The organism is Mycoplana azooxidifex (genome assembly GCF_014196765.1).
GTDB classification, from domain to species: domain Bacteria; phylum Pseudomonadota; class Alphaproteobacteria; order Rhizobiales; family Rhizobiaceae; genus Mycoplana; species Mycoplana azooxidifex.
This window is the reverse complement of the sequence record NZ_JACIEE010000003.1, coordinates 138,307-163,710: the sequence shown is the minus strand read 5'-3', so window position 1 is coordinate 163,710 and position 25,404 is coordinate 138,307. Positions and strand designations below refer to the sequence as shown.

The window sequence follows — 25,404 nt, the reverse complement described above, 5'->3', positions numbered from 1 at the left end:
TGTCGCTTGCGGCCAAAAAGGGCTATAGCCCTTCTGCACCGACAGGTGACCACAGGCAGAAGGGCAGCAGGCGGCCGCAATTCGATGGACAGTAAAGTAATGGTACCGGCCCATTCGGGCCTGCTCGACGTCGCCGCCCTGCGGGCAAAGTGCGAATTCATCGCCAGCACGAATGCCGAACAGCGCGACCGCATGCGCCAGGCGCTGCTGGCCGAGCTGAAGAAGGCCTATCAGTTGGGGCGCGAGCAGGCGCGCGAGCTTCTGTTTGCCGACGGCAGCGGTCTTGCCTGCGCCGCCCGCCTCTCCTGGCTGCAGGACCAGCTGATTTCCGTCGTCCACGATTTCGCGCTGAACCATGTGTTCAATGCGGCGATGGCGCCGCAGGCCGCCCGCATCACGGTGACCGCCGTCGGCGGCTACGGTCGCGGCACGCTGGCGCCGGGATCCGACATCGACCTTCTGTTCCTGCTGCCGCCCCGGCCGCAGCCCTGGAGCGAGCCGGCGATCGAGTTCATGCTCTACCTGCTCTGGGACATGGGCTTCAAGGTCGGCCACGCCACCCGCAGCATCGAGGAGTGCATCTCGCTATCCAAGGGCGACATGACGATCCGCACCGCGATCCTTGAGGCGCGCTACCTGTGCGGCTCGCTGCCGCTGTTCGACGAGCTCTCCGTCCGCTTCGAGCGCGAGATCATGCGCGGCACTGGGCCGGAGTTCATCGCCGCCAAGCTTGCGGAGCGCGACGAGCGCCACCGCAAGGCCGGGGACACGCGCTACCTGGTGGAGCCGAACATCAAGGAAGGCAAGGGGGGGCTGCGCGACCTGCACACGCTCTTCTGGATCGCCAAGTACTACTACCACATCCGCGACCCGGAGGATCTGGTCAAGCTCGGCGTCCTGTCGCGCCACGAGTTCAAGCTGTTCCGGAAGGCCGACGATTTCCTATGGGCGGTGCGCTGCCACCTCCATTTCCTCACCGGGAAGCCCGAGGAACGCCTGTCCTTCGACGTCCAGGCCGAGATCGCCGCCTGCCTCGGCTATCAGCCGCATCCGGGGCTGTCGGCGGTCGAGCGCTTCATGAAGCACTATTTCCTCGTCGCCAAGGATGTCGGCGACCTGACGCGCATCTTCTGCGCGGCGCTGGAGGACCAGCAGGCCAAGGAAGCGCCGGGCATCACCGCCGCCATCAGCCGCTTCACCCGCCGCAACCGCAAGATCCCGGGCTCGCTCGACTTCGTCGAGGACCGCGGCCGCATCACCATCGCCACCCCGGATGTGTTCAAGCGCGATCCGGTCAACCTGATCAGGCTCTTCCACATTGCCGACCTCAACGGGCTGGAGTTCCACCCCGACGCCCTGAAGCTGGTCACCCGGTCCCTCCGCCTGATCAACAACGCGCTGCGCGAGGACGACGAGGCCAACAGGCTGTTCCTGTCGATCCTGACCTCCCCGCGCGACCCGGCCCTGATGCTGAGGCGGATGAACGAGTCGGGCGTGCTCGGCCGGTTCATCCCCGAATTCGGCAAGATCGTCGCGATGATGCAGTTCAACATGTATCATCACTACACGGTCGACGAGCATCTGATCCGCTCCGTGGGCGTGCTTTCCGGCATCGAGCAGGGACGCGAGACGGAGGCGCATCCGCTGGCCGCCATGCAGGTCATGCCCAGCATCGAGGACCGCCTGCCGCTCTATGTTGCGGTCCTGCTGCACGACGTGGCCAAGGGCCGGCCGGAAGATCATTCGGTCGCCGGCGCCCGCCTGGCGCGAAAGCTCTGCCAGCGCTTCGGCTTGACGCCGAAACAGACCGAGCTCGTCGTCTGGCTGATCGAGGAGCACCTCGTCATGTCGATGGTGGCGCAGACCCGCGACCTGAACGACCGCAAGACCATCATCGACTTTGCCGACAAGGTGCGCTCGATGGAGCGGCTGAAGATGCTCCTGGTGCTGACCGTCTGCGATATCCGCGCGGTCGGCCCGGGCGTCTGGAACGGCTGGAAAGGCCAGTTGCTGCGAACGCTCTACTACGAGACCGAGCTCGTGCTGTCAGGAGGCTTCTCCGAGGTTTCGCGCAAGGAACGGGCGAAGGCCGCGCGCGAGGCGCTGTCGGAGGCGCTCGCCGACTGGAGCCAGAAGGACCGCAGGGCCTACACCCGGCTGCACTACGATCCCTACCTGTTGACGGTTTCGCTGGAGGAACAGGTGCGCCACGCGGGCTTCATCCGCGGCGCCGACAAGGCCGGCCAGGCGCTGGCGACAATGGTGCGCACGGATAGCTTCCATGCCATCACCGAGATCACCGTGCTCTCTCCCGACCATCCGCGGCTCCTGGCGGTGATCGCCGGCGCCTGTGCCGCTGCCGGCGCCAACATCGTCGACGCGCAGATCCACACCACCTCCGACGGCCGCGCCCTGGACACGATCCTCGTCAATCGCGAGTTTCCCGACGATGCCGACGAGATGCGTCGCGCGGCCAACATCGGCAAGATGATCGAGGACGTGCTTTCGGGCCGCAAGCGCCTGCCGGAGGTGATCGCCAACCGCACCCGCGGCCGCAAGCGCTCCAAGACCTTCACCGTGCCGCCGGCGGTGACGATCTCCAATGCGCTGTCCAACAAGTTCACCGTGATCGAAATCGAATGCCTCGACCGGCCGGGTCTTCTGTCCGAGGTGACGGCGGTGCTGTCCGACCTGTCGCTCGATATCGCCTCGGCCCACATCACCACTTTCGGCGAGAAGGTGATCGACACCTTCTACGTCAACGACCTGCTCGGCCAGAAGATCACCAACGAGAACCGCCAGGCCAACACTGTGGCCAGGCTGAAGGCGGTGATGGCCGAAGAGGCCGACGAGGCGCGCGACCGCATGCCGTCGGGCATCGTCGCACCCGCCGGCGCGCAACCGGGGATCAGGGTCGCGGAATGAGCCTTGTCAAGAAATTCGCCACCGTCGGCGGCGCGACGCTCGGCAGCCGCATCCTGGGCTTCGCCCGCGAAACGCTGATGGCGGCGGCGCTCGGCACCGGCCCGATGGCGGATGCCTTCTATGCCGCCTTCCGCTTTCCGAACCTGTTTCGCCGCCTGTTTGCCGAAGGCGCCTTCAACGCCGCCTTCGTGCCGCTCTTTGCCAAGGAGATCGAGGCCGGCGGTATCGACGGCGCCAAGCGCTTTTCCGAGGAGGTCTTCGGCGTCCTCTTCACCGTGCTGATGCTCATCACAATCGCCATGGAACTGGCGATGCCGCTGATCGTCGCCTGGGTCATCGCGCCGGGTTTCGTGGGCGACCCCGAAAAGTTCGACGTGACGGTCAGGCTCGCCATCGTCATGTTCCCCTACCTGATGTGCATGTCGCTGACGGCGATGCTCTCGGGCATGCTGAACTCGCTGCACCATTATTTCGCCGCAGCCGTGGCACCGATCTTCCTCAACCTCGTGCTGATCGGCGCGCTCGGCTACGGGCTCTACACCGGTGCCTCGCCGCTGGATACGGCCTGGTATCTCGCCTGGGGTGTGCTGGTTGCCGGCATCCTGCAGATGGTGGTGCTCTATGCGGGGGTCCTGCATGCCGGCATGCGCATCGGCTTCCGCTGGCCGAAGATGACGCCGAACGTCAAGCGGCTGCTCTGGCTGGCGCTGCCGGCCGCCGTCACCGGAGGCATCACCCAGATCAACCAGATCATCGGCCAGATGATCGCCTCGACCAGGGAGGGCGCGATCTCGGCCTTGCAATATGCCGATCGCGTCTACCAGCTGCCGCTCGGCGTGGTCGGCATCGCCGTCGGTGTCGTGCTGCTGCCGGAACTGGCGCGCGCGCTGAAGGGCGGGCAGGAGCGGGAGGCGGCCAACCTGCAGAACCGGTCGTTGGAATTCGTCCTGTTCCTGACGCTGCCGGCCGCCGCAGCCCTCTGGGTCATCTCCGACGAGATTGTCCGCGTCCTCTACGAGCGCGGCGCGTTTTCGCCCGAGACCACCTCCATCGTTGCAGGCACGCTGGCGATCTACGGCCTCGGCCTGCCCGGCTTCGTCCTGATCAAGGCACTCAATCCCGGCTTCTTCGCCCGCGAGGACACCAAGACGCCGATGCGCATCACGCTTTTCTCGGTGGTGGTCAATTGCGTGCTGGCTGTCTCGCTCTTTCCCTATTTCCACGAACGCGGCATCGCCACCGCCGAGGCGACCTCGGGTTGGCTGACGGCGATCTTCCTGTTCGTGACGCTGGTGCGCCGCGGCCACTGGCCGCTGGACAAGGCGCTGGCCTGGCGCGTGGCGCGGCTGGTGATGGCCGCCCTCGTCATGGGCGCATGCCTGCACTACGCCTCGGGGCTGATGGCGACGCGGCTCGCCTCCACCGCCTCGCTGCTCGAGCAGGTGGCTGCGCTCGGCGCCCTGATCGGGCTGTCGATGGTGATCTATTTCGGCGTGGCCTTCCTGATCGGCGGTGCCGATCTCGGCATGATCCGCCGCAACATCAAGCGCAAGACCAAGCCCGCGCCGGAGAGTGGCGAATGAGAGGACGGATCGCGCTCGTCACGCTCGTGGTGCCGGACTACGACCGCGCGATCGCCTTCTATTGCGGCGCGCTGCGCTTCGACCTCGTCGAGGACACGCAACTGCCCGACGGCAAGCGCTGGGTGGTCGTGCGGCCCAAGGGGGGCAACAAGGGCGGCGATGGCGCGGGCCTGCTTTTGGCGGAGGCCGTCGGCGAGGCGCAGATGGCTGCGATCGGCCGGCAGGCGGGTGGCCGTGTCGGCTTCTTCCTCCATACCGGCGATTTCGAACACGACTTTTCTGCCTTCGTCGCCGCAGGCGTCCGTTTTCTGGAGCAGCCGCGCACGGAGGCCTACGGCACCGTTGCCGTCTTCGAGGATCCCTTCGGCAACAAGTGGGACCTGCTGCAGCCGGCGGCCTGATCGCCGGTGCATCGATCCCGCCCGCGCCTCAGCGCATGGCGACGACCTTCGATTTCGACTTGTTCAGCTTGGCGAGACCGCGCCCGCGCGCGCCGCAATAGTTCCAGCGTCGCTTCGGTCCGACGTCGACATGGACGATGCCGTTGCAATAGGTGCCGATGCCGCCGATGCCGGGTGCGGTCTTTGCCGCAGCGATGATGCGACCGACCGAGACGCCGGGCACGCGGATGTCGGCCGCCATGCACTTGCGGTGATAGGAACCCCGCCTGCCGCCTGACCGGTTGCCGGAGGTCACCAGAGGACGCCTGCCGGTCTGTGCTGCAATATGGGCGAGCACGGCGTGCAGCCGGCCGGGAAAACAGCGATGCTGGACCCGCGGCGTCTGGGTCGCATAGGCGAGCGTAACCCGCCCCTTGTCCTTCTTGAAGTTCAGTTTGGTCTCCTCGCCCGCCTGCGCGCCGTCGATGGCGAGCGTCGAAAGCGCGAACAGGCCGGCCAGTAGCATGGAACATGCTCTCCGCATGATACCTCTCCTGATCAGGTCGGTCAGCAAAGCTGACCGGGATACCTCCACCCCCGGAGAGAACTGAAATCCCAAAATTGGCTTTTGTGAGGATTTTATTACTAATGTTAGTTAATACTTAAGGAGTATTAAGGGCACGCCGCGATTGTGCCGTCTTGGCGCCACGATCGCTGCCCGGACCGTGTCGGGATAGCGTCCCCGATTGCACCCTTGATTGTGTTTCGGCCGCCGTGCATAAGCGCGCCCGTGAACCAGTTGCAGCACCCGCTGCTTGGGCCCTCCACCAGCCTCACGAGGACATCATGACCGCTTTCAAGCCGCTCGTCTTTTCCGGCGTTCAGCCGACGGGCAACCTCCATCTCGGCAACTATCTCGGCGCCATCCGCAAGTTCGTCGCGCTGCAGGCAGACAACGACTGCATCTACTGCGTCGTCGACCTGCACTCGATCACCGCCCAGCTTGTCCACGAGGACCTGAAAGGGCAGATCCGCTCGATCGCGGCAGCCTTCATCGCTTCCGGCATCGATCCGGAAAAGCATATTGTTTTCAACCAATCGGCCGTGCCGCAGCATGCCGAACTGGCCTGGATCTTCAACTGTGTGGCCCGCATCGGCTGGATGAACCGGATGACCCAGTTCAAGGACAAGGCCGGCAAGGATCGCGAGAACGCCTCGCTCGGACTGCTCGCCTATCCGAGCCTGATGGCCGCCGACATCCTCGTCTACCGTGGCACCCACGTTCCGGTCGGCGACGACCAGAAGCAGCACCTGGAACTGGCCCGCGACATCGCCATGAAGTTCAATCTCGACTTCAGGGACAATATCCGCGCCACCGGCACCGGCGTCGACATCCTGGTCGGCGACGAGCCCGTGCACGCCTACTTCCCGATGGTCGAGCCGATGATCGAGGGCCCGGCGCCGCGCGTCATGAGCCTGCGCGACGGCACCAAGAAAATGTCGAAGTCCGACCCGTCCGATCTGTCCCGCATCAACCTTATGGATGATGCCGAGACGATCTCGAAGAAGATCCGCAAGGCCAAGACCGACCCCGAGGCGTTGCCTTCCGAGGCCGAGGGGCTGAAGGGACGGCCGGAGGCGGAAAACCTCGTCGGCATCTATGCCGCCCTGTCAGACAGGTCGAAGGCTGACGTGCTGTCCGAGTTCGGCGGCCAGCAGTTCTCCACCTTCAAGCCCGCGCTGGTCGATCTTGCCGTCACCGTCCTCTCGCCGATCACCGCCGAGATGCGCCGGCTGATGGACGACACCGCCCATATCGACGCCATCCTCAGGAACGGCGGCGAACGGGCCCGCGCCCGGGCGGAGAAGACCATGGCCGAGGTCTCCGACATCATCGGCTTCCTGCGCTGAGACGTTAGGCGCCGGAGGCGCCTCTTCTCCCCGGGGGGAGAAGAGGGAGGTGGAGGTTTCTGGCCAATTCCCATCGCCCGGATTTGGTATAAGCTGGGGCTGAATCAGGGCGAAGGTGAGTGAGAAATGGTATCGACACGACTGTCACGCCTGGAGGGCCACCGGCGGAAGTTCCTGGCGATCGTCGACGAGACGCCCGAGTGCCAGCGCGCCACGCACTATGCGGCGTCGCGGGCGAGGAACTCCAACGGCGCCGTCGTGCTGCTCTATGTGATCCCGACCGGCGATTTCCGCGAATGGCTGGGCGTTGAGGAGATCATGCGCGCCGAGGCGCGCGAGGAGGCCGAGGCCATCGTCGCCAAGGCGGCCCAGACGGTGCGCGAAAGCCTTGGCATCGAGCCGGAGATCGTCATCCGCGAAGGTAGCGCGGCCGACCAGATCAATGCCCAGATCGAGGAGGACCGGGACATCGCGATCCTCGTCCTGGCGGCGGGCTCCGCCAAGGAGGGCCCCGGACCCCTGGTGTCGTCGCTTGCCGGCCGGGCCGCTTTCCCGATCCCGGTCACCGTCATTCCGGAGACCCTGACCGACGAGGAAATCGACGCGCTGAGCTGATGTCACGATTCCGGCGGCCATGCCTTGATGCGGCGGCCGGAAAAGCCTATTTTCTTTTGAATAGTTCTAAACATTCGCCGCGGAGCCTTGAACCCCGACGGCATGGAGACGAAACGATGTTCATCCAGACCGAGACGACGCCGAACCCGGCAACCCTGAAGTTCCTTCCCGGCAAGGTCGTGCTGGAAGAGGGAACGGCGGAGTTCCGCGACGAGACCGAGGCACAGGCAGCGTCGCCGCTGGCCGCCCGCCTGTTCGGCGTCCCCGGCGTCACCGGTGTCTTCTTCGGCTACGACTTCATCACCGTCACCAAGGACAGTGCCGACTGGCAGCACCTGAAGCCGGCGATCCTCGGCACGATCATGGAACACTTCATGTCCGGCCAGCCGATCCTGGCCGGCGGCGCGCTCGGCGGCGACGAGAGCGACGAGGACGAATTCTACGACGAAGGCGACGAAGCCATCGTCGCAACGATCAAGGAACTGCTCGCAACCCGCGTCCGCCCCGCAGTCGCCCAGGACGGCGGCGATATCACCTTCAAGGGCTATCGCGACGGTCGCGTCTATCTCAACATGAAGGGCGCCTGCTCGGGATGCCCCTCTTCAACCGCCACCTTGAAGCACGGCGTGCAGAACCTGTTGCGCCATTTCGTACCGGAAGTTCAGGAAGTTGAAGCGATCATGTGATTTCCGGCACCCCTCTCGCGGGTGCCACCGATGATCCTGCTGGCGATCGATACGTCCGGCAGCGGCTGCTTCGCGGCCATCCACGATAGCGACAGGAACGTCACGCTCGGCATTGCCGGGGAAGAAATCGGCCGCGGCCATGCCGAGCGGCTGATGGATTTCATCGACGTCGCGCTCGAAAGGGCCGGCGTCGAACTGTCTGCAGTCGAGCGTATCGCCGTGACCATCGGGCCGGGCTCTTTCACCGGCATCCGCGTCGGCGTGGCGGCGGCCCGCGGACTGTCTCTGGCGCTGGGGGTTCCCGCCGTCGGTGTTTCGACGCTGGCAGCGATCGCAGCGGCGCATCTTTCCGGCCATCCGGCGACGCCCGTATTCGCCGCGATCGACGCCAAGCGCGGCGAGGCCTATTGCCAGGCCTTTGCCGCCGACGGTTCGGCGATCACAGAACCGCTGATCCTGCCGCTCGAAGAAGCGCGATCGGCAGCCGATGCCTCCCGTGGGGCCGTCATCGGCTCGGCAGCGCCGCTCCTTGCCGGAACCACCGGCGAGAGCGAACCGCCCCGGCCGATCCCGATCGAGGTGGTGGCCCGCCTCGGCGTGCTGGCCGACCCCGTGGCCGACAAGCCGAAACCACTCTATCTCCGTGGCCCGGGCGCCAAGCCCCAGGCCGGTTTTGCCATTGCGAGGGCGTGATCCGTGTCACTGACCGACTTCTTCCTCCGCAAGCCGCCCGAATTCGAGATCTTCCCCATTGAGCCGGAGGATCGCGGGGTGATCGCGAGCCTGCACAAGGCCCGCTTTGCCCGCGCCTGGAGCGACGGCGAGTTCCATTCGCTGCTGTCGCAGGACACCGTGTTCGGCTTCATCGCCTGGCAGACCAATGCGTCCGGCCGTCCCTCGGGCGGATTCGTCCTGGCGCGCGCGGCGGCCGGCGAGGCGGAGATCCTGACGATCGGCGTCGATGCCCGCTTCGAGCGTGCCGGGCTCGGCTGGCGGCTGATGCAGGCCGTCCTGCGCGAGGCGCGCATGCGCGGCGCCGAGGAGATATTCCTCGAGGTGGACGAGGGAAATCTCGCAGCGCTCAGGCTCTATGAGAAGCTCGGCTTTGCCAAGGTCGGCGAGCGCAAGGCCTACTACGAGCAGGCCGGTCGCCGGTCCACGGCGCTTGTCATGCGGCGCGATCTTCGCTAGTCCCCTTCTGGCAGGGCCGCATGTTCGGGTGCAGCCCTGGACGTGCTTGCGATGGGACCTGGGACGACATGACGGAAGTGGAAAAAACGCTGGAAGAGCTTTGCGTCGAGCGCGGCATGCGCATGACCGAGCAGCGTCGCGTGATCGCCCGCGTTCTGGAGGGCTCCGCCGATCACCCGGACGTCGAGGAACTCTATCGCCGTTCCGCCGAGGTCGATCCGCGCATCTCGATCTCCACGGTCTACCGCACCGTCAAGCTGTTCGAGGACGCCGGCATCATCGAGCGCCATGACTTTCGCGACGGCCGCTCGCGCTACGAGACCGTGCCCGAAGAGCATCACGACCACCTGATCGACCTGAAGACGGGTACCGTCATCGAGTTTCATTCGCCGGAGATCGAGGCGCTGCAGGAGAAGATCGCCCGCGAGCACGGCTTCCGGCTGGTCGATCACCGACTCGAGCTCTACGGCGTGCCGCTCAAGAAGGAGGGCGAGTAGGGCGGTCGCATGGTGCCATCGCCTGCTTGCAGGATCTGATTGATCTCCTGGCTTCGCATCGTCCTTGTCCTCCTCTGCCTGGCGATCGTGACGCTGGCGTTGCTTCCGGCCCAACTCCTCTGTCTCCGCTTCGATCTGAAGCCCCGCCGCCGCATCCCGCGGCTATGGCATCGGGTGGCCTGCGCGCTGCTCGGGCTGAAGGTGCGGGTGCACGGCTCGCCGGAGAAACGGCGGCCGCTGATGCTGGTTGCGAACCACGCCTCCTGGAAGGACATTCTCGTGCTCGGCGCGATCGCCGACGTCGTCTACATCGCCAAGTCAGAGGTGCGCGACTGGCCGGTGTTCGGCCTGCTCGCACGCCTGCAGGCCTCGATCTTCGTCGTGCGCGAGGAGAAGCGCAAGACCGGCGAGCAGGTGAGCGAGATCGCGCGGCGGATGGCGGACGGCGAGATCGTGGTACTGTTTCCGGAAGGCACGACCTCGGATGGAAACCGGCTGCTGGAAGTCAAGACGTCGCTGTTCGGCGCGGCAGCCACCGCGGCGGCCCAGGTGCCGGGCGGGACGGTTTTCATCCAGCCCGTCTCGATCGCCTATACCGGGATCCATGGCATGGCGATCGGGCGCTATCACCGGCCGATCGTCGCATGGCCTGGCGACATCGAGATGGTGCCGCACCTGTTCGGCATCCTGAAGGAGGGCGCCTTCGAGATCGACGTCGATTTCGGCGAGATGATCCCCTACGATGCCTCCGGCAATCGCAAGGCGCTGAGCCGCGAGGTGGAGAGGCGCATTCGCACGATGCTGGGCGACAGGCTGCGCGCCCGATGACCGCCACCACCGTACCGGCCCGTTCACCGGCTTTCGATCGACAGGGCTTCAATTCCCGGGCTTTTTCGACTAAGGACCCGCCCATGACAGACCAGATTTCCGCAAGCCGGGCGACCGAGCAGCCGGCCACCGCTCCACGCAGCAGCCGCAAGGTGTTCGTGAAGACCTATGGCTGCCAGATGAACGTCTATGACAGCGAACGCATGACGGATGCGCTGTCGAAGGACGGCTATGAGCCGACGACGACGATCGAGGACGCGGACCTCGTGCTCCTCAACACCTGTCACATCCGCGAGAAGGCGGCGGAGAAGGTCTATTCCGAGCTCGGGCGCCTGCGCGACATGAAGAAGGCGCGTGCCAAGGACGGCCGCGAATTCGTGATCGGCGTCACCGGCTGCGTCGCCCAGGCCGAAGGCAGCGAGATCCTGCGCCGGGCGCCGGCCGTCGATCTCGTGATCGGCCCGCAGACCTATCATCGTCTCCCCGAGGCGCTGAGCCGTGCCAAGGAGGGCGAGCGCGTCGTCGATACGGACTACGCGATCGAGGACAAGTTCGAGCATCTGCCGGCACCGAAGAAGGCGCAGACGCGTGCCCGCGGGGTCACGGCGTTCCTGACTGTGCAGGAAGGCTGCGACAAGTTCTGCACCTTCTGCGTCGTACCCTATACCCGCGGCTCCGAGGTCTCCCGGCCGCTTTCCCAGATCGTGGCGGAGGCGGAGCGGCTGGTCGAGGCCGGGGTGCGCGAGATCACGCTTTTGGGCCAGAACGTCAACGCCTGGCACGGTGAAGGCGGAAACGGCGTGGAGATGGGACTGGGCGCCCTGCTTTCCCGCCTGTCGGAGATCGAGGGACTGGCGCGCATCCGTTACACCACCAGCCATCCGCGCGACATGGACGAGGCGCTGATCGCAGCCCACCGCGACCTGCCGAAGCTGATGCCCTACCTGCACCTGCCGGTGCAGTCCGGTTCCGACCGGATCCTGAAGGCGATGAACCGGCGCCACACGGCAGCCGACTATGTCGCCCTGATCGAACGCATCCGCACCGTCCAGCCGGACCTCGCCATTTCCGGCGACTTCATCGTCGGCTTCCCCGGCGAGACGGACGAGGACTTCGAGGACACGATGGCACTTGTCCACAATGTCGGCTATGCGCAGGCTTTCTCCTTCAAGTACTCGATCCGGCCGGGCACGCCGGGTGCGGAGATGGACGGACACGTTCCCGAGGGTGTAAAGTCCGAGCGCCTGGAGAGACTGCAGGCCCTGCTGTTCCAGCAGCAGACCGCCTTCGCCGCAGGATGCGTCGGCAAGGAGATCGATCTTCTGCTCGAAAAGCCGGGCCGGATGCCCGGGCAGCTCGTCGGACGATCGCCTTGGCTTCACCCTGTTAATGTTGATGCAAACGGCTCCGAAATCGGTGACATTATAAGGGTACGAATCACCGGTGCCGGCCCGAACAGCCTTTTCGCCGAGGCGATTGGTTGAGGGGCGGACAGCAAGGGAGCGTTGCCGCTTGAACGGACACGAATTGATGACGACATCGCCGCGCCAGTCGAAACCGCCTGCGACAGACGCAAATCACTTCGTGCTCACCTTCGAAAACAACCGATACGCAAGCGAGCTCTTCGGTCAGTTCGACCAGAACCTCAAGCTTCTGGAACAGCGGCTGCAGGTCGAGGCGCGGCCCCGCGGCAATTCGGTCTCGATCAGCGGCGACATCGTGGCGACCAACCAGGCCCGCCGCGCGCTCGACTATCTCTACGGACGGCTGCAGAGCGGTGGCTCGGTCGAACTCTCCGACGTCGAGGGTGCGATCCGCATGGCCGTTGCCGCCGACGACCAACTCCTGCTGCCGACCATGGAGCGCAAGGCCAAGCTGACCATGTCGCAGATTTCCACCCGCAAGAAGACGATCGTCGCCCGCACGCCGACGCAGGATGCCTATATTCGCGCGCTGGAGCGCTCGGAGCTCGTCTTCGGCGTCGGGCCCGCCGGCACCGGCAAGACCTATCTCGCCGTCGCCTATGCGGCGCAGCTGCTGGAGCGCGGCGCGGTCGACCGGATCGTGTTGTCGCGACCGGCGGTGGAGGCGGGCGAGCGGCTCGGCTTCCTGCCCGGCGACATGAAGGAAAAGGTCGACCCCTATCTGCGGCCGCTCTATGATGCGCTCTACGACATGATGCCGGGCGACAAGGTCGAACGCGCCATCACCGCCGGTGTCATCGAGATCGCCCCGCTGGCCTTCATGCGCGGGCGCACGCTGGCGAATGCCGCCGTCATCCTCGACGAGGCGCAGAACACGACCTCGATGCAGATGAAGATGTTCCTCACCCGCCTCGGCGAGAACGGCCGCATGATCGTCACCGGCGACCCGAGCCAGATCGACCTGCCGCGCGGCACGAAATCCGGCCTGGTCGAGGCGCTGCAGATCCTTCGCGGCGTCGAGGGCGTTTCGGTGGTGCGGTTCAAGGACGTCGACGTCGTCCGCCATCCGATGGTGGCGCGGATCGTCCGAGCCTATGAGTCCCAGAGCGCCGTTCAGGACGAAAGCGAGCACATGGACCGCTGAGGCGGTCCTGCCAAAAGATCGATGAGCGAAATTGAGATTCAGATCAGCGTCGAGGCGGGCCCCTGGCCCGCCGAGAAGACGCTCCTTTCCATGAGCGAACGCGTGATCGTAACGGCCGCGCGCCATCTTGCGCGCGAAGAGGGGCAACCCCTGCCGGGTACGCCCCCCGAACTGTCCTTGCTCTTCACCGACGACGCCTCGATCCGCACGATCAACGCCGAATGGCGTGGGCAGGACAAGCCGACGAACGTGCTTTCCTTCCCGGCCTTTCCGGTGCAGCCCGGCGACATGCCGGGCCCGATGCTCGGCGACATCATCCTGGCGCACGAGACTCTGACGCGCGAGGCGGCCGAAATGGGCAAGCCGTTCGAGGAGCACCTGACACATCTTTTGGTGCATGGATTTCTGCACCTCTTCGGTTATGATCATCTGGAAACCGACGAGGCCGAAGAAATGGAAGGGCTGGAGACTCGCATTTTGGGCGAGCTTGGCCTATCTGATCCGTACGGGGACGACCCGGTTTGACAGTTTGGAACAATGAGCGATTTGAGATCACAGCCGCTTTCGGCTGATACCGACGAGGCCGGTGCCTCGGAACAGGATGACGGGGGCAGTACGCCCAGGCCGGAACCGCAGGCGAGTCCGGCAAGGAATTTCTGGTCACGCGCGATGCGCTTCTTCAGAAGCAGCGATGCGTCGTCGCTTCGCCACGACCTGGCAGAAGCGTTGAGGACCCCGGCCCCCGAGGGGGATGCCGCCTTTTCGCCCGAGGAACGGGCGATGCTCCACAACATTCTCCGTTTCCGCGAGGTTCGGGTCGAGGACGTGATGGTGCCGCGTGCCGATATCGAGGCGGTGGAGCAGGACATCACCATCGGTGAACTGATGATGATCTTCGAGGAATCCGGCCATTCGCGCATGCCGGTCTACTGCGAAAGCCTCGACGATCCGCGCGGCATGGTCCACATCCGCGATCTTCTGGCCTACGTGACCAAGCAGGCGCGCAACAAGCGGCGCAACGGCACGAAGGCCGCAGCCTCCCCGAAGGTGGCAATCAGCGCCAGGTTGGCCGCCGGCGCCAAGGCGGCGAACGGCGTTGCCGCGGCAACAGCCGGAGAAAAGCCGGCAAAGACGCCGAAGGCGGAATTCGACCTGGCCCGGATCGATCTGACCAAGACGGTCGTCGAAGCCAGCATCATCCGCCCCGTGCTGTTCGTGCCGCCCTCCATGCTGGCCTCCGACCTGATGGGCCGGATGCAGGCGACGCGCACGCAGATGGCACTTGTGATCGACGAATACGGCGGAACCGACGGCCTGGCCTCGCTCGAGGACATCGTCGAGATGGTCGTGGGCAATATCGAGGACGAGCACGACGACGACCAGGCGACGATCACGCGCGTTTCCGACGACGTCTTCATCGCCGATGCGCGCGCCGAGCTCGAGGAGCTTTCCGAGACGATCGGCCGCGATTTCGACATTCGCGAGCAACTCGAGGACGCCGATACGCTGGGCGGCCTCATCTTCGGCTCCCTCGGCCGCATACCGGTGCGCGGTGAAGTCGTCCAGGCGCTGCCGGGGTTCGAGTTCCACGTGCTCGATGCTGATCCCAGGCGCGTCAAGCGCGTGCGCATCACCCGTAAGCGTTCTTCTCCCACCCGCAGGCGTCTGGCGAGGCCGGAAGGCGAGGGGCAGCTTCCGCCGCCCCAGGAGCATGTGCTCACCGAGGACGGCAAGACCGAAGGCAATGCCTGAGGACAGCAGGCGTCGGCCAGACGGCCGGCGGTTTCCCGATGCCGTTTCCGCATCCCCTGTATTCTGCCGACGGCGCGCGACAAGCGCTGCTTTTTTTGGAAGACTTGCCGCGCTGATTCGCGATGGTTCGAGAGAGGCGGCATGACACGTCTGGCGGGGAGGGTGATGCTGTTGTCCGGTTGGGCCCGGGCGCTGACGGCATTCCTGGCGGGATTGTTCGGCGTGCTGGCGCTGCAGCCCTTCGGCTTCTTCGCAGCCCTGTTCGTATCCTTTTCAGTCCTGGTCTGGCTGCTCGACGGCGCCAGCGGCAATCCCGATGCGGGGTTCGTCCGCAGGCTCGCGCCGGCATTCCGCGTCGGCTGGTGCTTCGGCTTCGGCTATTTCCTGGGCGGGCTCTGGTGGCTCGGCAACGCGCTGCTCGTCGATGCCGAGGCGTTCGCCTGGGCATTGCCGCTGGCGGTTATCGGCCTGCCCGCCATCCTGGCGTTCTACTACGGATTTGCCGCAGCACTTGCGCGCCTGTTCTGGTCGGATGGCGTCGGGCGCATTTTCGCGCTCGCCGCGGCCTTCGGTGTCGCGGAGTGGCTGCGTTCGTTCCTGTTTACCGGCTTTCCCTGGAACGCCATCGGCTACGGCGCAATGCCGATCCCGCTGATGATGCAGCCGGCGCGCATCATAGGCGTCGCCGGCATGAATGTGCTGGCGGTGTTCGTCTTCGCAGCCCCGGCGCTCCTGTGGACGGGACGGGGCAAGCGGCTCGGGCTGTCGATCGCAGGGTTGCTCCTGGTGCTGCAGGCGGGTTACGGTTTCTATGCGCTCCGGGTGATGCCCGAGCCTGCCGATACCGATGTGACGGTCCGCCTGGTGCAGCCCAACATCGACCAGGCCGGCAAGTGGGACGACGCCAATCGCGTGGCGATCTTCGAAAAGCACCTAGCCCTCAGCGGCGCCCCGCCCTCCGGCGAGAAGCGGCCGGACATCATCGTCTGGCCGGAGACATCCATCCCCTTCATCCTGACGGACAATCCCGACGCGCTGACGCGCATCGCCGCTGTCCTGCAGGACGATCAGGTGCTGATCGCAGGCGCTGTGCGGACCGAGGACGCGGGCGCCGGCAAGGAGCCGCGTTACTACAACTCCATCTATGCGATCGACGGGACCGGCCAGATCCTGGGCGCGACTGACAAGGTGCATCTCGTGCCCTTCGGCGAGTACATGCCGTTCGAGGATCTCCTGAACTCCTGGGGCGTCAGCGCCGTGGCCACGCTGCCCGGTGGTTTTTCCGCCGCGCGCGCGCACCAGGTGCTGGCTCTGCCCTCCAACCGCTCGTTCTACCCGATGGTCTGCTATGAGGCGATCTTTCCCGATGAGATCGAAGCCGCCGCCTATTCCACCGATGCCCTGCTGAACGTCACCAACGATGCATGGTTCGGCGACACCCCGGGTCCCTACCAGCATTTCCATCAGGCGCAGGTGCGTTCGGTCGAGACAGGGCTGCCGCTGGTGCGGGTCGCCAATACCGGAATTTCCGCCGTCGTGGACGCAAAAGGCAGAGTTGTATTAGGGCTTCCTTATAATATGGAAGGCTTTATAGATGCAACCATTCCGGGAAAGAACGCTGCGTTTCATGACACTGTGTCACGAAACCTGTGGTTTTGGTCTGCAGTTGCAATTTTTTTCGGAATAGGGGCGTTTTCTCGCATTGGTTTTATCCGGCATGCGAATTGACCAAAAACCCCTAAAATTGCATAGTGGCAAATACCGGCATTTTATAAGTATTATAAAGTCCGAAAAGTTCTCGGATACAACGTGACGTTAAGGCTTATGATAGATGCCGGGTAAATGGGGCCATTTCGTGCGTTAGGACAACAGCAATGATGGAAAACAAAAAGAAGCCGAACCCGATCGACATTCACGTCGGTAGCCGGATCCGCCTTCGCCGAACCATGCTTGGTATGAGCCAGGAAAAATTGGGCGAAAATTTGGGGATCACCTTCCAGCAGATCCAGAAATACGAAAAAGGCACCAACCGCGTCGGCGCGAGCCGTCTGCAGAACATTTCCAGCATACTCAACGTGCCGGTTTCGTTTTTCTTCGAGGATGCGCCGGGGGACAACACCGGAAACCAGCCGGGAATGGCCGAAGCGTCCAGCTCGAATTACGTGGTCGACTTTCTCTCCTCTTCGGAGGGGCTGCAACTCAACCGGTCCTTCGTCAAGATCAGCGATCCCAAGGTTCGCCGCAAGCTCGTGGATCTCGTGAAGGCGCTCGCCGCCGAGGCGGAGGAATAGACGTTCGCCTCGACAGAAAAACTCATGCAAGAAAACGGCTCCTTTTGGAGCCGTTTTCTTTTTGCGGGCTCATTGGGGAAATAATCGCATATAAAGATATGTTTATGTCGTTCTGTGCTTGTTTTTCGACCTCGAACTGACTAATACGGGACACATCTTCATTGAGGGGAATCCCGTATGCGCAGCAATTACCTCTTCACCAGCGAGTCCGTGGCCGAGGGGCATCCCGACAAGGTTTGCGATCGCATTTCCGACGAGATCGTCGACCTGGTCTACCGCGAGGCGGCCAAGACCAAGTATGATCCCTGGACGGTCCGTATCGCCTGTGAAACGCTGGCGACCACCAACCGCGTCGTGATTGCCGGTGAGGTGCGCCTGCCGCCGAGCCTTCTGAAGAAGGACAAGGATGGCAACGACGTCATCAACCCCTCGAAGTTCAAGTCCGCGGCACGCAAGGCAATCCGCGACATCGGCTACGAGCAGAGCGGCTTCCACTGGAAGAGCGCCAAGATCGACGTGCTTCTGCACGCCCAGTCCGTCGATATCGCCCAGGGCGTGGACAGCGCCGCCGACCAGCAGGGCGAAGAGGGTGCGGGCGACCAGGGCATCATGTTCGGCTATGCCTGCCGCGAGACCGCCGAGCTGATGCCGGCGCCGATCTATTACTCCCACCGCATCCTGCAACTGCTCGCCGACGCCCGCAAGAACGGCAATGGCGACGTCGCCAAGCTCGGCCCCGACGCCAAGAGCCAGGTGACGGTGAAGTATGTCGACGGCAAGCCCGCCGAAGTCGCCTCGATCGTGCTTTCCACCCAGCATCTCGACGGCAGCTGGGATTCCAAGAAGGTTCGCCAGGTTGTCGAGCCCTATATCCGCGAGGCGCTGGCCGACATCAAGATCGCCGGCGACTGCAACTGGTACATCAACCCCACGGGCAAGTTCGTCATCGGCGGCCCGGACGGCGACGCCGGCCTGACCGGCCGCAAGATCATCGTCGATACCTACGGCGGTGCCGCTCCCCATGGTGGCGGCGCCTTCTCGGGCAAGGACACCACCAAGGTCGACCGTTCGGCTGCCTATGCCGCGCGCTACCTGGCCAAGAACGTCGTGGCAGCGAGCCTTGCCGAGCGTTGCACGATCCAGCTGTCCTACGCCATCGGCGTGGCCCAGCCCCTGTCGATCTATGTCGATCTTCACGGCACCGGCAAGGTGACCGAGGACGAGGTCGAGGCCGCGATCCGCAAGGTCATGGACCTCTCGCCCTCGGGAATCCGCCGTCACCTCGACCTGAACCGGCCGATTTATTCCAAGACCTCGGCCTACGGCCATTTCGGCCGCAAGGCCGGGCGCGACGGTTCCTTCTCCTGGGAGAAGCTCGATCTCGTCAAGCCGCTGAAGGAAGCGCTGAAGGCCGAGACGGCCAAGGCGGCCTGATCGGCCTTTACGGACCCTGTTTGAAGACTGTAAAGCGGGTGCCTCCCATGGGAGACGCCCGCTTTTATCGTGAGAGACCCGTCATGACAGAACAGCCGCACCCGACACGCGCCACGGAAGCCTTTTTCGGACGCCGCAAGGGAAAGCCGCTTCGCGAGGCCCAGGCACGCCGGCTCGACGAGGTTCTGCCGACGCTGGCTCTCGACCTGTCGCAGCCGGCACCGGAGAGGCTCGCCGCTCTTTTCTCGGTCGACCCGCAGCGGATCCGGCTGGAGATAGGCTTCGGCGGCGGCGAGCACCTGATCCATCGGGCAGTCGAGAACCCGCAGACCGGCTTCATCGGCGTGGAGCCGTTCGTCAATTCCATGGCGAAGCTCGTGGGGCGGATCGAGGAGACCGGCGCGCGTAACATCCGCCTCCACGACAATGACGCGATGCAGGTTCTGGACTGGCTGCCACCGGCCTCGATAGACCAGGTCGACCTGCTCTATCCCGATCCGTGGCCGAAGAAAAAGCACTGGAAGCGCCGCTTCGTATCGCGTGCCAGCCTCGATCGCTTTGCAAGGGTGGTGAAGCCCGGCGGGCTCTTCTGTTTCGCGTCCGACATCGACACCTACGTCAACTGGACGTTGGCCCATTGCGCGGCGCACCCCGCGTTCGAATGGACCGCCGACAATGCCGCCGACTGGCTGACGCCTTTTGCCGGCTGGCCGGGCACACGCTACGAGGCGAAGGCCAAGCGCGAAGGTCGTAGCTCGGCCTATCTCACCTTCAGGCGGGCCTGAGCCCGCCACGGTTCTTTGTCAGTGCAGGCTGACGGTGCGAAGTTCGTCCTCGGCAGCCTTGTAGAAGGTGCTGGAACGGTTGTCCGTCAGGAGAATAGGCGTGCCGTCTGCGCCGAAGAGCGCCCAGAGGTCGAGAGTGGGATCGATATCCGGCGCTTCGGGGAAGCAGCGCGAAACCTCGTCGGCGCGCATCTTGCGGATATAGCCCACTTCGCCCGCGCCCAGATGGGCGAGGTCCGCCTTGGTGACTTGAGGGGTAATGGCTTTCAGTCCCATGTTTGCCTCCTGGCATATGCCGGATTGGCTACCGGCCTGCCGAATGCCCGCCGTCGATATGACCTGTCGGTGCATCCGGAAAATATCCGTATGTGGGTGAAGCTCCGGCGGGTGTTCCCGCAGGAACGGCACTTGGTCTAGTCTGGTACGGAAATGTTAATTTTCCTTACCATGCGCTCGGGTTCGGGCCGTGCAAGGTCGATGGCGAGAAGGCCGTTGCGTAGCTCGGCGCCCAGCACCCGCATGCCGTCGGCAAGGACGAACATGCGCTGGAACTGCCGCGCGGCAATGCCCCGGTAGAGGTAGTCCCGCTCTTCGCTGTCGGTCTGGCGACCGCGCACGATGAGCTGGTTCTCCTCCGTCGTCACTTCGAGTTCCTCTTCCGAAAAGCCGGCCAGCGCGAGCGTGATGCGAAGCCGTTCCGGGGAGCCGGAAGCGCCATCGGCGCGAATGCGTTCGATGTTGTAGGGAGGGTAGCCGTCATTGCCCTTGGCGATCCGCTCGAGAGTTTTCTCCATGGCGTCGAAGCCGAGGAGGAGTGGGCTGGCAAAAGGCGTAATTCGGCTCATGTCGTTAGTCCTTGGTTTCAAGCGACTTGTTGAGGGACCCGCATTCGGCATCCCTGCATGAGGCAATATGGGTGTTGCCCTGCACCCGTGCAAGACGCTTGCGAAGTGCCGTCCGGCAAATATAGTCGCCGTTTCGCCGCGTCCTGCCGGTGCGGCAACACGATTCGGAGAAGTGAAGGCCCATGTCGCAACCAAGAAAGATCATCATAGACACCGACCCGGGCCAGGACGATGCCGCGGCGATCATGTTGGCCTTCGGCAGCGCCGACGAACTGGAGGTGCTGGGGATCACCGTCGTCGCCGGCAACGTTCCCTTGAGCCTGACTGCGCGCAATGCCCGCATCCTCTGCGAGCTCTGCGGGCGCCCGGACGTCAAGGTCTTCGCAGGCGCCGATGCCCCCATCAGGCGTCCCCTCGTCACCGCGGAGCACGTCCACGGCAAGACGGGTCTCGACGGTCCGGATCTCAAGGAGCCGACCATGGCGCTGCAGGACATGCACGCGGTGGATTTCATCGTCGAGACGATCCGCAGCGAGCCGCCCGGCTCAGTGACGCTGTGCACGCTCGGACCCCTGACCAACATCGCTCTCGCCCTGGAAAAGGCGCCGGACCTGGCAGGCCGGATAGCCGAGATCGTCATGATGGGCGGCGGCTTCTTCGAGGGCGGCAACATCACGCCGGCCGCGGAGTTCAACGTCTATGTCGACCCCGAGGCGGCCGATGCGGTGTTCCGGTCCGGCATCCCGATCGTCATGATGCCGCTCGACGTCACCCACAAGGTCCTCACCCATCGCACCCGGGTGGAGAAGTTGCGTGCGATCGGCACGCAGCCCGCGCTGGCCCTCGTCGCCATGCTGGAGTTCTTCGAGCGTTTCGACGTCGAGAAATACGGCTCCGACGGCGGGCCGCTGCACGATCCGACGGTGATCGCCTACCTGTTGCGGCCGGAGCTTTTCAGCGGGCGGCAGTGCAACGTCGAGGTCGAGACCACCTCGCCCCTGACTGCGGGCATGACGGTCGTCGACTGGTGGCAGGTCACCGGCCGCAACTCAAATGCCCGGGTCATGCGCGAGATCGACGCCGACGGCTTCTTCGACCTTTTGACCGAGCGCGTGGCGCGGCTCTGACGTAAAACGGCGCCGCAGGGGCGGCGCCGTTCGCTTTTCTTCCTCAAGCGCAGTTCCCGGCTCAGAACTCTTCCCAGTTGTCCTGTGCAAGTGCGGTGTTGCCGGCCACCTGCGGGACTGTGCGGGGAGCGGCGGGACGGGAGAACGCCGAACGGGGCGCCGTTGCAACCGGAGCGGTTGCCCTCGCTGGACGCTGGGGCTGGCGCGCGGCTGCTGCCTGGGCCTGCCCGGTGCGGAAGCGGGCGACGAGCGACTGCAGCGTGCGCGCCTCCTCGTTCAGCGAGACGCTGGCGGCGGTCGTTTCCTCCACCATCGCCGCATTCTGCTGGGTCACCTGGTCCATCTGGTTGACGGCCGAGTTGATCTCCTTGAGGCCGACCGCCTGCTCGGAGGCAGACGACGAGATCTGCCGGATCAGGCCGTTGATCTGCATAACCTGCTCGGCGATCTTCTCCAGCGCATTGCCGGTCCGGCCGACGAGATCGACGCCCTCGCGCACCTGCGTTTCGGAGGCATTGATGAGGGTCTTGATCTCCTTGGCGGCATTTGCCGAGCGCTGTGCCAGTTCGCGCACTTCCTGGGCGACGACGGCGAAGCCCTTGCCGGCGTCGCCGGCGCGGGCGGCCTCGACACCGGCGTTCAGAGCCAGAAGGTTGGTCTGGAAGGCGATCTCGTCGATGACGCCGATGATGTTGGAGATCTCGCTGGAAGACGTCTCGATGCCCTTCATGGCGGCGATCGCCTTCTGGACGACTTCGCCCGACCGGCCGGCGTCCTCGCTGGCCGTGGCGACCGACTGGGCGGCGACGCGGGCGTTCTCCGCGCTCGAATTGACCTGGGAGGTCAGCTGGTCGAGGGCGGCGGCCGTTTCTTCCAGGCTTGCGGCCTGCTGCTCGGTGCGATGCGAAAGGTCGGCGGCGCCGTTGGAGATTTCGTTGGTGCCGTTGCCGATGTTGGAGACCGACGCATTGACGGTGCCGATCGTCTCCTCGAGGCTGCCCATGGCGGAATTGAAGTCGCTCTTGAGCTTTGCATATTCGCCCGGGAAGTCGTCGGAGAGGCGGTAGGACAGTTCGCCGGCAGAAAGCCGCGAGAGCCCTTCGGCAAGCCGCGAGACGATGTCGCGCTGCAGGGCGCCGGAGGCCTGGCGCTCCGCTTCCGACCGGCTGCGCTCGCTCTCGGTCATCTGCCGCTGGTTCTCCGCGTCCGCTTCGAGGCGCTTGGTATCAGCGAGCTGGTGGCGGAAGCCTTCGAGCGCCTTGGCCACCGCGCCGGTCTCGTCCGAACGCTCCTGGCCGGCGATCGGCGTTGCGTATTCCCCGCGGCCAAGCCTGTCGACGTCGGCAACGAGGCTTGAAAGCGGCTTCTGCACGAAGTGGCGGACGGCGAGCCACAGGCCGAGCAGCACGACGCCGAGCACGATCACGCCACCAAGGACCATCATGACGGTCTGGTCGCGGACCGGTGCAGCGGCCGCCGAATGCGGGATGTCCACGAGGACGGCCCAGGTGGTGTTCACGCCAGGCAGCTCGACCGGATAGACGACGCGGTCGAACGGTTCCTGGCCGTCGGAGGAGAGATTGGCGATGAAGCCCGGCTTCTGCGCGCCGAGGGCCTCCTTGACGATATCGCTGCCGGCGCCGTCATAGTCCTTCATCAGAAGGTCCGGCTGCGGCGGAACGAGCCATTGGCCCGTCTGCGTCAAAACGAGAACGCGGCCGGAGCCGAACGGGTGCAGCGCGGAGACGCGCTCGGCCAGCGTCGAAAGACGGACATCGACGCCGCTGACGCCGATCAGCTTGCCGTTGGACAGGACCGGGTAGGCGATGGAAGCCATCGAGACGTTGTCTCCGGTCGTGCTCTCGGCATAGGGCGGGCTCATGGCGCCCTTGCCGCTCTTGGCCGCGAGCGCGTACCAGCCGCCCTCATAGTCGGACTCGAAGGTCGAGAAGGTCAGGCCGCCCTCCTTGTTCTTCGTCCAGTAGGGGTTGAACGTGCCGTCCTTGCTGCCGGCGAGCTCCTTGTTTCCGACATACTCGGAGGAGTTGCCGTCGAAGGCGTCCTTCTCCGCAGCGAACCAGCTGCCGAAGGCGAAGTCGTTGGCCTCGGCGCCGACCCGCAGCATGTCGATGACCGCCTTGCGGTCGAGGTACTGGCCCTCGTGTCCCTTGGCGATGATGCCTGCGTTCGAGCGGGCAGCGCTTGCCAGTTCCCCGATGGCGCCGGCGACGTCTTCGGAAATGGCACGGGCCTCGCTGTTGGCTTCATTAAGGATCAGCGCTTCGACGCGACCCTTGGACTGCGAGATCAGGATGAAATTCGATGCAAGCAGGACGACGGCGATCGTTCCGCCGGTAACTGCAATCAGCTTTGTCGCGAGCGACTTGGGCCGTAGGTTGAACATGAAATCCTCACAAGCTGAGACGTTCGCCGCGCGGGTGCGCGGCGGCAGGACGCAATCGAAATGGGGATGGCTCCATCATGGAGAACGGGACAGGCCGACCGGCTCCCGGGGGCGGATCCGGCTTTCCGCCAGCTATCCGTCCAAGCACTTCAAATATCTGCAAGTCCTTAATGAATTTGATATGATGCGGCTCGAATTCCAGCCTATCGCCCCCTCCAGGAGGGCGGAAATGCCCGACGGACAGCAGTTCGAGGATCGCCCGGATGCGGGGCGAAAATTGGCCGCGGTGCTTGCCGGCGAAAGGATCGGGCAGCCGGTCGTTCTCGCCGTCCCGCGGGGCGGCGTCCCCGTGGCCGCCGAGATCGCGGCCGTGCTCGGCGCGGAGATGGATCTTCTGTTCGTGCGCAAGATCGGGGCGCCGTCAAACCCCGAGGTCGCGATCGGGGCGATCGCCGGAAGCGGCGAGCCGCAGGTCGTCCTGAACGAGGAACTCGTCGGCTTGAGCGGCGCCACAGTGGCCTATGTCGACGCCGAGGCGGCCAGGCAGCGGACGGAGATCGATCGCCAGCGCCGGAGGTATCGGGGCGACAGGGTAGAGATCCCGCTCGAGGGCCGCAATGTCATCGTCGTCGACGACGGCGTGGCGACCGGCGCTACCCTGGCTGCGGCGCTGAAAGCGCTCCGGCTGCAGGAGGTTGCCTCCATCACCCTGGCGGTGCCGGTCGGCCCACCGGAGACGCTTCGGCTTCTGGCGCGCTCGGCCGACCGTATCGTATGTCTGAGGCAACCGGCCGGCTTCCGCGCCGTCAGCTGCCACTATCGCGACTTCCCCCAGGTTAGCGACCAGGAGGTGATCGATCTCATGGCGCGCGCTGTGGCGGGCCCGTCATAGAAAAACGGCCCGCAAGCTGCGGGCCGTTCGTCTGCGTCAGGTCGTTCGGCTTCAACGCGTCCAGAGGATCTGGCGGCTGCCGCGGTCGACCAGCACCGGACGGTCTTCCACATAGATGTAGCCGTAGTCCGGGCTTTCCGGGACCGCGACGATATCGACGTCCTCGGGGACGACGGTGCCGGCCGCAACCGGCCCTTCGAGAATAACCGGGCCGACCGGGTGACGCTCGATATAGGTGATCGTCGTCTCGGGGATCGGCGGAGCGACGCTGCCGGTCGCCTGCACTTCGTCGACATAGACGACCTGACGGTCGTCAGTCCGCACGATCACCGGCCGGTTCTCGACATAGACGTACGAGAATTCAGGCTGGTCGGGGATCGGCGTCAGCACGACGTCCTCGCGCAGGCGCGTCTCGGTCGTCACGGGCCCGTCGAGCACGACAGGCTCCACCGGGTTTTCCATCACATAGACGCGTGTTTCCTGCGGAACGGCCGAAGCAGCACCAAGCGTTGCGCCGGCAACCCCGCCGATAGCGGCGCCGACCGGACCGCCGACAAGCGCGCCCGTCAATGCGCCGGCAGCACCACCGGTGGCCGCTGCCGCGCCCGGATTTTCCTTACGCTCCTCCGCGTGGGCCATCGATGCGCCGGCGATCGCGAGCGCAACGCCCGTCATCAGAATCTTGTACAT

At 64.9% G+C, this 25,404-nt stretch carries 25 protein-coding genes; 20 read left to right on the top strand and 5 right to left on the bottom strand.

Going from position 1 to position 25,404, the window contains the following annotated elements:
- Positions 1-99 precede the first annotated feature (99 nt).
- From GGQ64_RS07295 to GGQ64_RS07285, 3 genes are read left to right on the top strand one after another with little or no spacing between them, the layout of a single operon-like run.
- Positions 100-2,925, top strand: a complete 2,826-nt coding sequence (locus tag GGQ64_RS07295) for a [protein-PII] uridylyltransferase (RefSeq protein ID WP_183801419.1) — start codon at positions 100-102, stop codon at positions 2,923-2,925.
- Positions 2,922-4,508 (top strand): murein biosynthesis integral membrane protein MurJ, encoded by a 1,587-nt coding sequence (gene murJ, locus GGQ64_RS07290; RefSeq protein ID WP_183801416.1) that lies wholly within the window; start codon positions 2,922-2,924, stop codon positions 4,506-4,508. Before GGQ64_RS07295 ends, murJ begins: the two co-directional genes overlap by 4 nt.
- A complete protein-coding gene (locus tag GGQ64_RS07285) occupies positions 4,505-4,909 on the top strand; it encodes a VOC family protein (RefSeq protein ID WP_183801413.1) in 405 nt (134 codons plus the stop codon). Before murJ ends, GGQ64_RS07285 begins: the two co-directional genes overlap by 4 nt.
- 28 nt (positions 4,910-4,937) lie before the next feature.
- Here GGQ64_RS07285 and GGQ64_RS07280 read toward each other — a convergent pair whose 3' ends face one another.
- Positions 4,938-5,432 carry a YcbK family protein gene (locus tag GGQ64_RS07280; protein ID WP_183801410.1) on the bottom strand — a complete coding sequence of 165 codons (495 nt, stop codon included), beginning with the start codon at positions 5,430-5,432 and terminating at the stop codon, positions 4,938-4,940.
- Between the two features lie 302 nt (positions 5,433-5,734).
- Between GGQ64_RS07280 and trpS the strand changes: the two genes are divergently transcribed.
- From trpS to trmB, 15 genes are all read left to right on the top strand, one after another.
- A complete protein-coding gene (gene trpS, locus GGQ64_RS07275) occupies positions 5,735-6,799 on the top strand; it encodes a tryptophan--tRNA ligase (protein ID WP_183801407.1) in 1,065 nt (354 codons plus the stop codon).
- Positions 6,800-6,925: 126 nt separating this feature from the next.
- Positions 6,926-7,414, top strand: a complete 489-nt coding sequence (locus tag GGQ64_RS07270) for a universal stress protein (protein ID WP_183801404.1) — start codon at positions 6,926-6,928, stop codon at positions 7,412-7,414.
- A gap of 116 nt (positions 7,415-7,530) precedes the next feature.
- On the top strand, positions 7,531-8,100 hold the full coding sequence (locus GGQ64_RS07265; RefSeq protein WP_183801401.1) for a NifU family protein: 570 nt from the start codon (positions 7,531-7,533) through the stop codon (positions 8,098-8,100).
- A gap of 30 nt (positions 8,101-8,130) precedes the next feature.
- Positions 8,131-8,793: a tRNA (adenosine(37)-N6)-threonylcarbamoyltransferase complex dimerization subunit type 1 TsaB gene (tsaB, locus tag GGQ64_RS07260; RefSeq protein ID WP_183801398.1), complete on the top strand. Its 663-nt coding sequence runs from the start codon at positions 8,131-8,133 to the stop codon at positions 8,791-8,793.
- Between the two features lie 3 nt (positions 8,794-8,796).
- On the top strand, positions 8,797-9,291 hold the full coding sequence (locus GGQ64_RS07255) for a GNAT family N-acetyltransferase (protein WP_183801395.1): 495 nt from the start codon (positions 8,797-8,799) through the stop codon (positions 9,289-9,291).
- 68 nt (positions 9,292-9,359) lie between these two features.
- Entirely contained in the window at positions 9,360-9,788 is a 429-nt protein-coding gene (locus GGQ64_RS07250) for a Fur family transcriptional regulator (protein ID WP_183801392.1), read from the top strand.
- A 39-nt stretch (positions 9,789-9,827) separates the two neighbouring features.
- A complete protein-coding gene (gene olsA, locus GGQ64_RS07245) occupies positions 9,828-10,616 on the top strand; it encodes a lyso-ornithine lipid O-acyltransferase (protein WP_183801389.1) in 789 nt (262 codons plus the stop codon).
- Between the two features lie 83 nt (positions 10,617-10,699).
- The gene (gene miaB / locus GGQ64_RS07240) at positions 10,700-12,100 is read left to right on the top strand and encodes a tRNA (N6-isopentenyl adenosine(37)-C2)-methylthiotransferase MiaB (protein WP_183801386.1); all 1,401 of its coding nucleotides are present in this window, start codon (positions 10,700-10,702) and stop codon (positions 12,098-12,100) included.
- A 28-nt stretch (positions 12,101-12,128) separates the two neighbouring features.
- Positions 12,129-13,184 (top strand): PhoH family protein, encoded by a 1,056-nt coding sequence (locus tag GGQ64_RS07235; protein ID WP_183801383.1) that lies wholly within the window; start codon positions 12,129-12,131, stop codon positions 13,182-13,184.
- Positions 13,185-13,205: 21 nt separating this feature from the next.
- Positions 13,206-13,709, top strand: a complete 504-nt coding sequence (gene ybeY, locus GGQ64_RS07230) for an rRNA maturation RNase YbeY (protein WP_183801381.1) — start codon at positions 13,206-13,208, stop codon at positions 13,707-13,709.
- A 12-nt stretch (positions 13,710-13,721) separates the two neighbouring features.
- Complete coding sequence (locus GGQ64_RS07225; RefSeq protein ID WP_183801364.1) at positions 13,722-14,936, top strand: hemolysin family protein; 1,215 nt, start codon at positions 13,722-13,724, stop codon at positions 14,934-14,936.
- A 141-nt stretch (positions 14,937-15,077) separates the two neighbouring features.
- Positions 15,078-16,664: an apolipoprotein N-acyltransferase gene (gene lnt / locus GGQ64_RS07220; protein WP_183801361.1), complete on the top strand. Its 1,587-nt coding sequence runs from the start codon at positions 15,078-15,080 to the stop codon at positions 16,662-16,664.
- Between the two features lie 146 nt (positions 16,665-16,810).
- The gene (locus GGQ64_RS07215) at positions 16,811-17,227 is read left to right on the top strand and encodes a helix-turn-helix domain-containing protein (RefSeq protein ID WP_183801358.1); all 417 of its coding nucleotides are present in this window, start codon (positions 16,811-16,813) and stop codon (positions 17,225-17,227) included.
- Positions 17,228-17,404: 177 nt separating this feature from the next.
- Positions 17,405-18,661, top strand: coding sequence for a methionine adenosyltransferase (metK, locus tag GGQ64_RS07210; RefSeq protein WP_183801355.1), 1,257 nt, complete (start codon positions 17,405-17,407; stop codon positions 18,659-18,661).
- Positions 18,662-18,744: 83 nt separating this feature from the next.
- Complete coding sequence (gene trmB / locus GGQ64_RS07205) at positions 18,745-19,446, top strand: tRNA (guanosine(46)-N7)-methyltransferase TrmB (protein ID WP_183801351.1); 702 nt, start codon at positions 18,745-18,747, stop codon at positions 19,444-19,446.
- Positions 19,447-19,464: 18 nt separating this feature from the next.
- On the opposite strand, the gene GGQ64_RS07200 is transcribed toward trmB, so the two are convergent.
- On the bottom strand, positions 19,465-19,722 hold the full coding sequence (locus GGQ64_RS07200) for a BQ00720 family protein (protein WP_183801348.1): 258 nt from the start codon (positions 19,720-19,722) through the stop codon (positions 19,465-19,467).
- 137 nt (positions 19,723-19,859) lie between these two features.
- Positions 19,860-20,291: an Hsp20 family protein gene (locus GGQ64_RS07195; RefSeq protein WP_183801345.1), complete on the bottom strand. Its 432-nt coding sequence runs from the start codon at positions 20,289-20,291 to the stop codon at positions 19,860-19,862.
- A 182-nt stretch (positions 20,292-20,473) separates the two neighbouring features.
- Between GGQ64_RS07195 and GGQ64_RS07190 the strand changes: the two genes are divergently transcribed.
- On the top strand, positions 20,474-21,418 hold the full coding sequence (locus GGQ64_RS07190) for a nucleoside hydrolase (protein WP_183801342.1): 945 nt from the start codon (positions 20,474-20,476) through the stop codon (positions 21,416-21,418).
- 61 nt (positions 21,419-21,479) lie between these two features.
- Here GGQ64_RS07190 and GGQ64_RS07185 read toward each other — a convergent pair whose 3' ends face one another.
- Entirely contained in the window at positions 21,480-23,822 is a 2,343-nt protein-coding gene (locus tag GGQ64_RS07185; protein ID WP_183801339.1) for a methyl-accepting chemotaxis protein, read from the bottom strand.
- Between the two features lie 229 nt (positions 23,823-24,051).
- Here GGQ64_RS07185 and GGQ64_RS07180 point away from each other — a divergent pair, with 229 nt between their 5' ends.
- Positions 24,052-24,714, top strand: coding sequence for a phosphoribosyltransferase (locus GGQ64_RS07180; RefSeq protein WP_246422471.1), 663 nt, complete (start codon positions 24,052-24,054; stop codon positions 24,712-24,714).
- A gap of 51 nt (positions 24,715-24,765) precedes the next feature.
- Here GGQ64_RS07180 and GGQ64_RS07175 read toward each other — a convergent pair whose 3' ends face one another.
- Positions 24,766-25,404 carry a DUF1236 domain-containing protein gene (locus tag GGQ64_RS07175; RefSeq protein ID WP_183801337.1) on the bottom strand — a complete coding sequence of 213 codons (639 nt, stop codon included), beginning with the start codon at positions 25,402-25,404 and terminating at the stop codon, positions 24,766-24,768.

Excerpts from the sequence above, each read along its gene's own strand:
- GGQ64_RS07215 (WP_183801358.1), top strand. The coding sequence starts at position 16,811 with ATGATGGAAAACAAAAAGAAGCCGAACCCGATCGACATTCACGTCGGT.
- GGQ64_RS07200 (WP_183801348.1), bottom strand. The coding sequence starts at position 19,722 with ATGGGACTGAAAGCCATTACCCCTCAAGTCACCAAGGCGGACCTCGCC.
- trmB (WP_183801351.1), top strand. The coding sequence starts at position 18,745 with ATGACAGAACAGCCGCACCCGACACGCGCCACGGAAGCCTTTTTCGGA.
- GGQ64_RS07280 (WP_183801410.1), bottom strand. The coding sequence starts at position 5,432 with ATGCGGAGAGCATGTTCCATGCTACTGGCCGGCCTGTTCGCGCTTTCG.
- miaB (WP_183801386.1), top strand. The coding sequence starts at position 10,700 with ATGACAGACCAGATTTCCGCAAGCCGGGCGACCGAGCAGCCGGCCACC.
- tsaB (WP_183801398.1), top strand. The coding sequence starts at position 8,131 with ATGATCCTGCTGGCGATCGATACGTCCGGCAGCGGCTGCTTCGCGGCC.
- lnt (WP_183801361.1), top strand. The coding sequence starts at position 15,078 with ATGACACGTCTGGCGGGGAGGGTGATGCTGTTGTCCGGTTGGGCCCGG.
- GGQ64_RS07195 (WP_183801345.1), bottom strand. The coding sequence starts at position 20,291 with ATGAGCCGAATTACGCCTTTTGCCAGCCCACTCCTCCTCGGCTTCGAC.
- GGQ64_RS07190 (WP_183801342.1), top strand. The coding sequence starts at position 20,474 with ATGTCGCAACCAAGAAAGATCATCATAGACACCGACCCGGGCCAGGAC.
- GGQ64_RS07185 (WP_183801339.1), bottom strand. The coding sequence starts at position 23,822 with ATGTTCAACCTACGGCCCAAGTCGCTCGCGACAAAGCTGATTGCAGTT.
- murJ (WP_183801416.1), top strand. The coding sequence starts at position 2,922 with ATGAGCCTTGTCAAGAAATTCGCCACCGTCGGCGGCGCGACGCTCGGC.
- GGQ64_RS07285 (WP_183801413.1), top strand. The coding sequence starts at position 4,505 with ATGAGAGGACGGATCGCGCTCGTCACGCTCGTGGTGCCGGACTACGAC.
- GGQ64_RS07270 (WP_183801404.1), top strand. The coding sequence starts at position 6,926 with ATGGTATCGACACGACTGTCACGCCTGGAGGGCCACCGGCGGAAGTTC.
- GGQ64_RS07225 (WP_183801364.1), top strand. The coding sequence starts at position 13,722 with ATGAGCGATTTGAGATCACAGCCGCTTTCGGCTGATACCGACGAGGCC.
- GGQ64_RS07180 (WP_246422471.1), top strand. The coding sequence starts at position 24,052 with ATGCCCGACGGACAGCAGTTCGAGGATCGCCCGGATGCGGGGCGAAAA.
- metK (WP_183801355.1), top strand. The coding sequence starts at position 17,405 with ATGCGCAGCAATTACCTCTTCACCAGCGAGTCCGTGGCCGAGGGGCAT.
- GGQ64_RS07265 (WP_183801401.1), top strand. The coding sequence starts at position 7,531 with ATGTTCATCCAGACCGAGACGACGCCGAACCCGGCAACCCTGAAGTTC.
- GGQ64_RS07250 (WP_183801392.1), top strand. The coding sequence starts at position 9,360 with ATGACGGAAGTGGAAAAAACGCTGGAAGAGCTTTGCGTCGAGCGCGGC.
- trpS (WP_183801407.1), top strand. The coding sequence starts at position 5,735 with ATGACCGCTTTCAAGCCGCTCGTCTTTTCCGGCGTTCAGCCGACGGGC.
- ybeY (WP_183801381.1), top strand. The coding sequence starts at position 13,206 with ATGAGCGAAATTGAGATTCAGATCAGCGTCGAGGCGGGCCCCTGGCCC.
- GGQ64_RS07175 (WP_183801337.1), bottom strand. The coding sequence starts at position 25,404 with ATGTACAAGATTCTGATGACGGGCGTTGCGCTCGCGATCGCCGGCGCA.
- GGQ64_RS07295 (WP_183801419.1), top strand. The coding sequence starts at position 100 with ATGGTACCGGCCCATTCGGGCCTGCTCGACGTCGCCGCCCTGCGGGCA.